Source organism: Algoriphagus terrigena DSM 22685, assembly GCF_000429445.1.
Lineage (GTDB): Bacteria > Bacteroidota > Bacteroidia > Cytophagales > Cyclobacteriaceae > Algoriphagus > Algoriphagus terrigena.
The window spans coordinates 64,894-75,716 of the sequence record NZ_AUBW01000025.1; the positions used below are offsets into that span (position 1 = coordinate 64,894).

General features: G+C 49.1%; 9 protein-coding genes. 2 read left to right on the forward strand and 7 right to left on the reverse strand.

Going from position 1 to position 10,823, the window contains the following annotated elements; translation table 11 throughout:
- Positions 1-3: 3 nt before the first annotated feature.
- Positions 4-1,590 (forward strand): RagB/SusD family nutrient uptake outer membrane protein, encoded by a 1,587-nt coding sequence (locus G459_RS0120415; protein ID WP_026969306.1) that lies wholly within the window; start codon positions 4-6, stop codon positions 1,588-1,590.
- 295 nt (positions 1,591-1,885) lie between these two features.
- Here G459_RS0120415 and G459_RS0120420 read toward each other — a convergent pair whose 3' ends face one another.
- The 6 genes from G459_RS0120420 to G459_RS0120445 all read right to left on the reverse strand — a co-directional run bounded on the left by G459_RS0120420 (position 1,886) and on the right by G459_RS0120445 (position 9,067).
- On the reverse strand, positions 1,886-3,289 hold the full coding sequence (locus G459_RS0120420; protein WP_051315333.1) for a DUF6600 domain-containing protein: 1,404 nt from the start codon (positions 3,287-3,289) through the stop codon (positions 1,886-1,888).
- A 549-nt stretch (positions 3,290-3,838) separates the two neighbouring features.
- A complete protein-coding gene (locus G459_RS0120425) occupies positions 3,839-4,732 on the reverse strand; it encodes a hypothetical protein (RefSeq protein ID WP_026969308.1) in 894 nt (297 codons plus the stop codon).
- Positions 4,733-4,839: 107 nt separating this feature from the next.
- Positions 4,840-6,039 carry a cation:proton antiporter gene (locus tag G459_RS0120430; protein WP_026969309.1) on the reverse strand — a complete coding sequence of 400 codons (1,200 nt, stop codon included), beginning with the start codon at positions 6,037-6,039 and terminating at the stop codon, positions 4,840-4,842.
- A 200-nt stretch (positions 6,040-6,239) separates the two neighbouring features.
- Complete coding sequence (locus G459_RS0120435; RefSeq protein ID WP_026969310.1) at positions 6,240-7,244, reverse strand: Gfo/Idh/MocA family protein; 1,005 nt, start codon at positions 7,242-7,244, stop codon at positions 6,240-6,242.
- A gap of 159 nt (positions 7,245-7,403) precedes the next feature.
- Entirely contained in the window at positions 7,404-7,910 is a 507-nt protein-coding gene (locus G459_RS0120440; RefSeq protein ID WP_026969311.1) for a heme-binding domain-containing protein, read from the reverse strand.
- A 116-nt stretch (positions 7,911-8,026) separates the two neighbouring features.
- A complete protein-coding gene (locus G459_RS0120445; protein ID WP_026969312.1) occupies positions 8,027-9,067 on the reverse strand; it encodes a zinc-dependent alcohol dehydrogenase family protein in 1,041 nt (346 codons plus the stop codon).
- A gap of 121 nt (positions 9,068-9,188) precedes the next feature.
- Here G459_RS0120445 and G459_RS28025 point away from each other — a divergent pair, with 121 nt between their 5' ends.
- Positions 9,189-10,538, forward strand: coding sequence for a DUF3472 domain-containing protein (locus tag G459_RS28025; RefSeq protein ID WP_051315336.1), 1,350 nt, complete (start codon positions 9,189-9,191; stop codon positions 10,536-10,538).
- Here G459_RS28025 and G459_RS0120455 read toward each other — a convergent pair.
- A partial coding sequence (locus G459_RS0120455; protein ID WP_026969313.1) for an integrase core domain-containing protein occupies positions 10,500-10,823 on the reverse strand: 324 nt, incomplete at its 5' end. The two genes, G459_RS28025 and G459_RS0120455, sit on opposite strands and share 39 nt — an antisense overlap.

Genomic DNA, 10,823 nt, shown 5'->3' on the forward strand with positions numbered 1-10,823 from the left:
ACGATGAAAAAGATAAATTTTCTATTTCTTGGACTGAGCTTGTTGACAGCTTCCTGTGATAGCTTTTTGGAAGAAAAGCCCGTGGATGAAGTGGCGTCAAACCAGTATTTTCAGAGACCGGAGCACGCGCGGGACGCGGTAAATGCGCTCTATCGACGAGGGGCAATGCAGATGTACGAGACCGGAGTATACTCTGGCTCTCGGATCATGTTTGGTCCGTACGTTTCGGGATTTGTAGACAATGACTACAAAGGTCAGGAGTTCCACGTTCAGCGCGGACAAAACATCGTCTTCGATGGATTGAACCTGTCTGATTACTTCAATTCCATGTGGTCAGATATCTACGGCGGAATCTCCAGAGCCAACAATGCAATCAAGTACATCCCGACGACGCCGGGATTGGCTGAGGCAGATGCCAATCGCTACCTGGCAGAGGCGAGGTACTTCCGTGCGTACAACTACTACTTCTTGGCGCGGATGTTTGGTGACGTGCCTTTGGTGACGGAACCTTACGAAAGCCTGGAAAACCTTTTCCTTGAGCGAACCCCAGTCGCACAGATTTATGACCTGATCCTGGAAGACCTGGATTTTGCGATTAATTCCGGCGGTTTGACGCAGTCGACCATGGTAGCCAATGCTGGACGCATCACCAAAGGGGTGGCGCAGACGCTTTTGGCCGAAGTAAACCTGACTATGAGCGGAGCTGCTGTGAACGCTAACAGATACGCGGAAGCGGCACAGGCAGCGAGGGAAGTGATCAATTCTGGAGTCTATTCTCTCGTGCAGCATACCCGTTCGGGTGGCGGAGAGTTGGCTCCAAATGGATCCGCTTACAACAAGATCAAAAACAGCGAGCAGATTCCGAACGAGTATATCTACTTCTACGAATTTGACGCAGCGATCGCCAACAACGGCTATCCGGCGCTTAGCTTCCCGGTAAGTGTGGCTCCTTTGGTTTCGTATGCCATCACCAACAATGCCTATGGCCCTACTCCTGATCTTTTGAATTCCTACGATGCAGAAAATGATCTGAGAGTTCAGGAGAAGCAGTACTTCCACTCCTCTATCGTGATCGATGGACAGAACGTCGAATTCAATACTTCCCCATACATGTGGATGGATGAGTCAGCGGTCTTTGGTTCTGCTCAGTCAAGCCGCGATATTCCTGTATCTACTTACGCAGACGTGCTTTTGATTGCTGCCGAGGCAATAGCCGAGTCTGAAGGCGTGACTCCGGAAGCTGTCGATTATTTGGCCCAGATCAGAGAGCGGGCGTATTGGAAACAAGATCCTCAGGCGATCCGAACCCAACTTTCTTCGCTTTCTGTTGACCAGTTTGTCGAAGAGGTATGGAAAGAAAGAGTCAGAGAACTGGTGTTCGAGTTCCCGATTTGGTTTGATGTGATGCGTACCCGCAAATTCCCTCAGCCAGCTGAGGATGGATCGGGTAACATTCAGTTTGTAGATGCTGTCGGGTCGGTCAATTTCTTTGGAGCGACGGTGAAAGAGTCTACGATGCTTTTCCCGCTGCCAGAGCAGGAGCTTCAGCGAAACCCCTCCCTGACCCAGAATCCGGGCTACGCGAATTAATTACGGTGGAAATAACCCACTTAAAATTGGGTTGATTTCTTAAAATTGGTCGTCCTGCAACATGCAGGGCGACTTTTTTTTGGAATGTGGTCAAAGATAGTTGGTGACTTCGACTGGGAAGTTTCTTGAAGTATCTCGCAGCTTAAGGGGAATGTAAGCTCTGTCAAGGTGCGACTTGCGGAAAAAAAAATCTGTCAAGTGGAATGAAGCGACCTCACTTTTTGGTGTTTGCGGCTGAGGTAAAAGAAAAGCCTGACGGAGAACCGTCAGGCTTTTTAGATGAAGTGGGAGTTTGCTAGTTGTTTCTCCCGTTGCTGGCCGATCTGCTCGGACTTGTACTGGATGTTCTGCTGCTGTTAGCTGGCGAGCTCCGTTTAGTTGGCTCGCTTCGCTTTACGTCATTGGACTGTGACCTGGCAGGAGCTTGCGCTGGTCGGGATTGCTGGACAGTACCACGGGAAGGCGCGCTTTGCGGAGATCTTGAAGCCTCTTTTTTCACCTCTGGAGACTGGGATCTCGTAGGAGATTGAGTTGGTCTGGATTGCTGCACAGTTCCACGGGAAGGGGCACTTTGTTGCGTTCTAGAACCTTCTTTTCTCACCTCAGTGGATCTGGACGGAGCTGCCTCCCGACTGCCGGAGCTTTGAGAGCGTGATGGAGCAGTGGTAGTGCTTCTGCCTTGTGATTGAGAAGGCATCGGCGTTACTGTCGGTTTTTTGCTTTCCTCTCTTACCGAGGGACTCGCTGATCTGCTCGGACTCTGGCTCGTTGCTGGCTTCGTCGAGTTTTGAGTAGCTCTTGATGGAGATTCTACAGATCTACCACCTGAGGTCGATCCATTGGAGCTGCTTCTCGAAGGTGCCGTAGCGTTCAGATCCCGGCTGGATCTGGCGGTTTTGGCATCTTGTGCATCCAATACTCTGGACGGTCTCGACTCGACAGTTCTTCCACGGCTCTCCTGTACGTCAGGTCTGTAGATGCTCACCGAGTTTCTGGAGACAGCTGCGCGGCCTGGCTTGTTGCTAGCCTCCAGTCTGTGCACCGGTACGGTCGTTCTTGTGACCCGTTCAACGTCTCTTCGATTAGGCCCACCCACGTAGTTGTGATTGTTGTACACCACGGTATTGTTGATGATCGTCGTGTTGTTATAGATTTTCACCTTGGTCTTGTGAGGAGCATAGTAGCGGTAGGCGTGATGGTGGTAGATGTGATGATTGGGCAGGAATACCCAGTGGAAGCTCGGAAGATTGACGCTTACATTGATAGATACGCCGGGACCCAAGGGTGCCCAGCCATAGTATCCGCCGCCTGTTCTCCAGTTGACCCAAGCTGGCCCCCAATCATAGCCGGGGATCCAGGCCCAGCTCTGGAAGTAATCATCGAAGTACCAGCGTCCGTAGTGGAAGGGTGCCCAGCCCCAATCGTAATTGGAAACCCAGGTATTGCCGTATTCGGTCATGACCCAGTGACCATCGGAGCCATAAGGGTGGAAATCCTCTCGGACGGCGGGCAGCCAGATGTAGCCGTATCGGGCATCTTTGACCCAGTCTCCATAGGGGGCGAGCTCGTCGTAAAAGACCTGAAAGCTCACTCCAGCGTAACTTTTAGCGTCCGCCTGCTGCGGCGCGATCATACCTGCCAAGAGGGACAGTCCCAGTGCGAGGCGGGTAAACCATCGGGTGATAGGGTGTGTGTTCATGGTGTTATTGTGGTTTAGTGTAGAGAATGGATAGAGGTTTGTTTGGTTTGTCTCTTGAACTTCAAACGGTGTGAATCTTCTTTTCTTAACTCATTGCCTTTGATTTTATAGATGATCGTTTTATTGATAAGGTTGCATGCAGTATTTCCAAAATCGAGCCAGTTTTTGAAATATATTTTGGAAGATCAAGGAATGAAACTTGATATTTTATAAAAAATCGCAATGAATTGACTTACTTAATTGATAAAATTAAGTTAATGGTGGTGATTAAATTTTATTTTGGAAAAATAGCCTTTCACTAAATCAAAATAAAAGTCCGAAGAGGTCTCAGCGACACGTAATTTTTTGGAAAGTAACTTTTAGATTTTTTCGCCAGAGTTGAGTTGATAATTGGCATCACGACGCATAGAGCTGGATTTTCTAAAATAAAAAAACCGAGACGTTTGGTCTCGGATGAGTTTGGGGAAACAGTACGGTTTTGACAATTGCCGCAGGCAGTGAGCGGGCCTATACGGGCTCTTAGTTCTAATGCCTTACTAGCGTCTTTTTTCAATTACACTTCTCACTCTGACTGGCGTAGTGTCGCTCGTCATTGACGTAAAGTTCTTCTTCTGTAAACTTGAGTTTAGCGACAAAGGGAGCCAACTTTTCTTTGTCAAAAGTCAGCGTCAAGGTGGCTTCAGAGGCTTTGCCTTCGACTGTCCAAGTTCCTTTCATTGTGCCCTTGTAGTCCGGATTGGTGTCCTTCATCATGCCTTTTTTCGAGATTTGTGCCTGGAATGTGCCACCTTCACACAGGTTTACTTTCGTCTGCTGCTTGCCCCCGGTGAATCCTTCAAACGCGATCAGCAGCTTGCCCGAAAGAAATCCCTGCCAATCAAACCCCTCGTAAGGATCAATTTCTTTTGGCGTGGTCAAGATTGCTGTCTTGAGCATTTCCAGCGCGGCTTGAGAAGTCAGTTCGGCATTTGCTTCTTCAGAAATTGCCAAGACCGTAATACATGCATCACCACATCGGGTGGCGGCAAAGGCCCGGTAGTTTTTGGGAGGAAGGTAGTTTCCAATAGCCTCGGCATGTGAATACAGCAAATCCCCTTCGATGGTGGGATCTGTTGCTTTTAACCTCACCGTTTCAGAGACATCCACACCGGCTTTCCAGGATTCAGCAAGCTGGGCCAAGTCTACTTTTTCCCTTCCAAAGACGAAGATCTCGCCGAATGTCCCGCTAGTTGAATTAAGTAGGAAGACCTCCGTTTCCCTGGGAAGAACTCCAACCCACCCTTGGGGGATTTTTGCACTCAATCCATAGCGAGGAGCATAGACGGAGTCGCCGGCATTGTACATCTTTCCCGGTTGGATTCGGTTTTTAAGATTTTGGGCAAAAAGCGTCTGGGAGCATATCAAAATCCCAAGCAAAAAAGCGAGCGAGAAAGTCCGGTTCATAGGATCCAGTTTTTAGATTGGGTTTAAGTTAACAGAAAGAAATCTGGAGAAAAACTGCCGCATGTTTTTACCTCCTTCTTTTTCAATCATTTTGAGGGGTCTCCCACTCAATATTTTCTTTTGAAAACACCGGACAGAGGTACCGCTGAAATCCCATGAAGGAAGATACTCAACAACACAGTGAGAGTGATGATGCTGACGACCTGCTCTAATCCCTCGATTCCCAACTGGATGATTGCCATGAGCAAATAAAGGACTGAAGCGATTCCTCTGGGGCCAAACCACCCGATAAAGAGGGTGGTCTTCAGGTCCAATCCCGATTTGATCAAACTGATCGCGACAGGAAGCATCCGGACGACGGTCAAACTCAAGATAGCATAGACAAATGCTCTAAGGTCCCAGAGATGATAAGAAAATGGAACCAGGATGATCCCAAACAAAAGGAAGATAAATAGAATCATGATCTGGCTGCCCGCCTCACCGAACTCTTTCATTCTTTCCCGTACCAATTCCGTTTTTGTACCTAGAAACATGCCAGCGACGAATGCCGCTATAAAACCGTTGCCTCCGATAAGCTCTGCTCCGGAAAAAGAAAGCACCGCAATGGCTACAGAGGCGAGCATCTGGTAGGCCGATGTGATCATGCCTTTCTTGAAGGCCCCTTCGATCAGTTTTCCTCCCAGCCAGCCAATCAGTCCGCCAATCACCGGACCATAAATAAACTGCTTCGCAACGAAGCTCATCCAGTAATTACTGTCAAATCCATCTCCTGCCGAACCGGACAGCAAGGCAAGACAAACCAGAATCGGAGGAAGCCCGATCCCATCGTTAAGGCCACTTTCCACATTGATGGTCTGTCGGATCCGTTTGGGTACCTGGTCTCCCGTGACTACGGCCTGGCCCAATGCTGCGTCTGTCGGCGAGAGGATAAAGGCCATCAAGATCAAAATCAGAGGCCGGATCTCGGGAAACATCGGGATGGCGATCAATGCTCCCAACACCATCGTCAGAGGAAGTCCGATTCCCAATAGTCGGATGGGCAGGGAGCGGTCTTTCCGTAAGGTCTTCAAATCAATCGTCGAACCGTCAATGAACAGGACCAGCAAAAGCGTGAATTCCATCAGAGGTTTGACAAATGCCGCTTTGGGGCCTTCCCGCAATAGCTCCATGTCAAAAAAACTGACTAGCAACCCAATGATGACGAATACCATCGGAGCCGTGATGATAGAGTTTTCGGCTTTTTTGGAAAACAGTCCATAGCCCAAAATCAACAATGCCATGAAAACGACTATCGGATGATCATGCATAAAAGCTGGGGTTGACGAAAGAGTTTTTAAGATATGAAATGCCCATGAGAAAAGTTCTCACACAGGGGAATGATTATTTAGGGTATTCTCCCGTCCGCCGCGGCGGAAGGGACAGGCTATATGGCCTTTAAAAGACAAATTAAAATCTGCAATGAAAAATGACTTGGGCTAAAATGGACTGGCTGACGACCAGCCGACAGTTATGCGATCCGCTCTCTGATCAGCTCGCCCATCACCCAGTTGGCTCTGGCTCCGGAGATGCCTGTGCTGGCGCAAAGACCGCTTCCCAGGAGTTCGTCCACGATACTGCGAATCAGCGGCTGCTGGATGTGTTTGGGTAGCTCAAACTGCAAAAGCTGTGGCTCATGCCCGTCCCGAATCAGGGTGAATTCACCTTTTCCGAAGGTGGCGAAGCGAATCTGCCCCTTGTCGCCGTCAATGACGATTTCGTCTATCTCAGCGGATTGGGATGAGGAAAAGCACCAGTTGCCGGTACCGAATACGCCGTCTTCGAAGAAAAAACTCCCGACGACGATGTCTTCCACTTGGTACGCGTTGGCTTGATTGCCACAGAAGCCTGCCGTGTGAGTGATTTTTCCGAAAAAGAAATCCAACAGATCCAGCTGGTGAGACGCGAGGTCGTAGAAGTATCCGCCACCGGCGATTTCAGGGATGACACGCCAGTTATTTTCCAACTTGGTGATGATTTCGGGTTCCACGATCTGTCGCATGTTGATGTGGACAGTCCGTATGGCTCCGATAGCGCCCTCGCCCATGAGTTCTTTGATCTTGACAAAATGGGGTAAAGCTCTACGGTAATACGCGACAAAAAGCGGCACATCGACCTTTTCACAGATCTCGATCATCTCCAGACACTCCGCATGGTTTCGGGCCATGGGCTTCTCTACATAGACGGGTTTGCCGGCGGCGGCGGCCATTCGGGTCAGTTCCAGGTGGGCGTCGGGAGGGGTGGCGATGTAGATGGCGTTGACCTCGGGGTCATCGATCAGCGCTTGCGCATCTGAGTACCACTTGCCCACGCCATGGCGGGCGGCATAGTCCTTGGCTTTGGCTTCATTCCTGCGCATGACGGCAACGAGGCGGCTGTTCGGAATCAGATTCATGGCGGGAGCGGATTTGACTTCGCAGACATTTCCCACACCCAATATGCCCCAACGGACTTCTTGATCAGAAAAATTTTTCATTTCGGAAAATAGAGAAAGTAGTTGGGTTTTGAAAGGAAGGGACGGGGTAGCAAAGGAGATATAGTTGGAAAGCGGTAAGGTTGAAAATTGGAAGGTGTTAAGGTAAGAAGGAAAAAAGGGATGAAAAAAGCCCCAATTTAAAAACCGGGGCTTGAATACTTATTGGGCAGGAGGGGTTCGCCGTTTCATCACCAGGCTGTCTGCCGGATAAGTTGCAGCCAGCATGGCCATTTGGTCTTTGGCCCAATCAATCAGGACTTTCCGATCCTGATCTGTAAGGTTGGCCTCGGGATGGAGGCCAAAAAAGGTGTAGGATTCCAAGGGCATTTCTTTTTCTTCGACCATTTCGATCGTCTCCTCAAACTTGTGGTTTTGCCAGGCCAAAGGACGATTGGTAAACTCCGAAAAGTTCAGATGTCCTTTTCCCTCGGTAATATGTCGATTCAAAAATAGACCTACCGGCTCGATATAACTGTACCATGGATAAATGGTGGAATTAGTATGGCAGTCGTTGCAGGCACCTTTCAAGATCATAGAGACATTGTCGGGGACGTTGTAGCTTTTCGAAACATCAAATTCCGATGCGCTGGATTCATTTTTTTCATAGGGAATAAACTGAATGAGGATGAGCAGGACTATAATGCCGATAGAGATTTTTTTGATCATGGGAGAGAGAGGTTAGTGGTCCTTAGATCGGGTTAAAAGTCAATGGTTTAAGTTTTCTTTCAAAATAGAATGTCAAGACCTTGCAGCAACCGGACCTCTGCCCATTCCGGTCACAATCAAAACCTGTCAATCATCACCATTCCTCTTTCCCGGAAATCATCCATCGTGGGCAATTCGTACACGGCTTCGGCCAAACTGATCTTCCGACCGATCAGTCTTTGGGGCGCGAGTTTCCCTTCGTAGATCATCCGGATCATCTCCGGATAGGCATGGGCCTGCATGCCATGACTTCCGAGGATTTCGAGCTCCTTTGCGATGACCAGATGCATGGGGATTTCGGGGTTGGATTGGTCGCCGGCCATCAAGCCTATCTGAACGTGTTTCCCACGTTTTCTCAGGCAGGAGATGGAATTCCAGCAGGTCGTTTTGCTCCCCAGGGCATCGATCGAGACATGGACTCCGCCTTTGGATGTCTCCATGATTTCACCGACGACGTCAGCTGTTTGCTTTCCATTTATTCCAAAATGAGCTCCGGCGGCCTTGGCAAAGGCCAGTTTTTCCTCCGAAATATCCACCGCGATGATGACCGCGCCCATCGCCGCAGCAATCATGATTGCCGAAAGCCCGACTCCTCCGCAGCCATGCACGGCCACCCATTGACCACCAGAAACCTTGCCTTGTGCAGCAATCGCCCGAAAAGACGTGGCAAAGCGGCAGCCCAAACTTGCAGCAGTTTCAAAGGAGATCTGTTCAGATAGCCTGACCAGATTGCTGTCTGCCCGGTCGATGGCGACGAACTCTGCAAAGGAGCCCCAGTGGGTAAATCCCGGCTGAAACTGATCGTCGCAGATTTGCTGATTTCCCGAATGGCAGGTTGGGCAAACCCCACATGCGCAGACAAAAGGAACGGTCACCCGGTCGCCGATCTCGTGATTTTTCACACCTTTCCCCACCGCCCGAATTACCCCTGCAAACTCATGTCCCGGCACATGCGGAAGCCGGATGTCCGAATCGTGCCCCATCCAACCATGCCAGTCACTTCTGCAAAGTCCCGTGGCTTTTACTTCGATCACGACCCCATTTTCAACTGGGTCTGGATCAGGAACATGTTGGATGGAGGGAGTTTGCTGAAAGGATTCGATCACAAGGGCTTTCATTTCTCGGCGTTTAAGACTTTTGAAATTTAAAGAACACCGTCCGAATAGTTTTAAATTTCATTCCGGTTTGTGCATGGGAAAATGCCCTGCTTTCTATCTTTCGGCTTTTATTTTTCCTCCGATGAATATCAAATTTCTACTCATTATCCTCTGGACAGGCTTGTGTGCCAATATATGGCTTGACACCGCTGATTTTTCGCCGGTTAGTCGAGAGGTGATTTCCATTGAAATTCCCCTCGGAGGAAATGTTTTCCAAACCCAAGGGGAAAGCAAGGAGAAGATCAATGCGGAAGGGGTTCAAACCTGGGGAAATCCTGCCAGCGAATTCAGCGTTTACTTCAAGTCGGACACCGCTGCGACAGTTTTTCTCGATCTGGAGATCTTGCCGCAGGAGGGTGAGAGCACGATTTCCGTGGAGCTTAACGGTCAAACCTTGGAATCCAATCTTTCCGCCGGAGATTCTGGGATTTATGAGATCGGCGAGCTGCGATTGGTACCGGGCTACAATAAAGTCAAACTCCGAGGTCTTGAAAAAACGGCTGCTGACTTTGCCCGGATTAAGAGTTTGTGGATTCGCCATGAAGGTCAATTAGCGCTCGATTTCGTCCGGGACAATGTCGACAATCGCTTCTATTGGGGCAGAAGAGGGCCTTCGGTGCATCTGAGTTACGCCCTGCCGGAGGAGAGAAACTTCAAGTGGTTTTACAACGAGTTGACAGTCTTGCCTGGTGAAGATCCGATTGGATCGTACTTTATGGCCAATGGTTTTGGAGAGGGATATTTCGGGATTCAAGTCAACTCTGAGTCGGAGCGCAGGATTTTGTTTTCGGTTTGGAGTCCATTTTCCACCGACAATCCCGGTGATATTCCGGAGGACCAGAAGATCAAATTGCTGATGAAGGGCGAAGGCGTGTACACTGGGGAGTTTGGCAATGAAGGTTCGGGAGGACAAAGTTTTTTGAAGTACAATTGGGTGGCAGGGACTACCTATAGATTCCTCAACTCTGTGGAGCCTGACGGAAAAGGCAACACGGTATATACCGCCTATTTCTTTGCGCCGGAAGTCGGAGAGTGGATGCTGATCGCCAGTTTTCTCAGACCGAAAACAGACACTTGGTACAAGCGGCCCCATTCGTTTTTGGAGAATTTTATCCCTGAATCCGGCCACATGGAAAGGCGGGTTTTCTTTAACAATCAATGGGCGATGGACCGCGATGGGCACTGGACTGAGTTGACCGAGGCGAAGTTTACCGGGGATGACATCGCCAAGAGAGGCTATCGAAAGGACTTTACCGGAGGAAGCGATTCCGGTAAGTTTTACCTGAAAAACGGCGGCTTTTTCAATGACGCCACGGAGTTGCTAGGTATGCATCAAAGAGCTGCGAAGGGGATGGTTCCCGAGATTGATTTTGGCAAATTGAAGTGTACCGTCCTAAATAGAGTTGACCGTTTTGAAGTTGGTTTTGGTTAGAATTTGATTTCGTTCAAACTGATCAGGAGTTAAGCCTCCCAGACTTTGGTGAGGTTTCTCCTGGTTATACATTTTAACTGCTTTGGCTGTTTTAATTTCCAGCTCTTTGAATGTTGCAGGATGATATCCATAGAGGTAATCATTCTTGATTGTCCTGTTTAATCGCTCTGCTTTAGGATTCTCATAAGCTGTTTTCCCCATACTATTTTGGAATTGCTTTTGGGTCATTGCCACAAATTGCCTGCAATAATACTGACCTCCTCCATCTGAATGGAAAATGGGCTT

Coding starts and splice junctions, on each gene's coding strand:
- G459_RS0120435 (WP_026969310.1), bottom strand. CDS start 7,244: ATGAAAAATTTTTCTGATCAAGAAGTCCGTTGGGGCATATTGGGTGTG.
- G459_RS0120425 (WP_026969308.1), bottom strand. CDS start 4,732: ATGAACCGGACTTTCTCGCTCGCTTTTTTGCTTGGGATTTTGATATGC.
- G459_RS28025 (WP_051315336.1), top strand. CDS start 9,189: ATGAATATCAAATTTCTACTCATTATCCTCTGGACAGGCTTGTGTGCC.
- G459_RS0120445 (WP_026969312.1), bottom strand. CDS start 9,067: ATGAAAGCCCTTGTGATCGAATCCTTTCAGCAAACTCCCTCCATCCAA.
- G459_RS0120430 (WP_026969309.1), bottom strand. CDS start 6,039: ATGCATGATCATCCGATAGTCGTTTTCATGGCATTGTTGATTTTGGGC.
- G459_RS0120440 (WP_026969311.1), bottom strand. CDS start 7,910: ATGATCAAAAAAATCTCTATCGGCATTATAGTCCTGCTCATCCTCATT.
- G459_RS0120415 (WP_026969306.1), top strand. CDS start 4: ATGAAAAAGATAAATTTTCTATTTCTTGGACTGAGCTTGTTGACAGCT.
- G459_RS0120420 (WP_051315333.1), bottom strand. CDS start 3,289: ATGAACACACACCCTATCACCCGATGGTTTACCCGCCTCGCACTGGGA.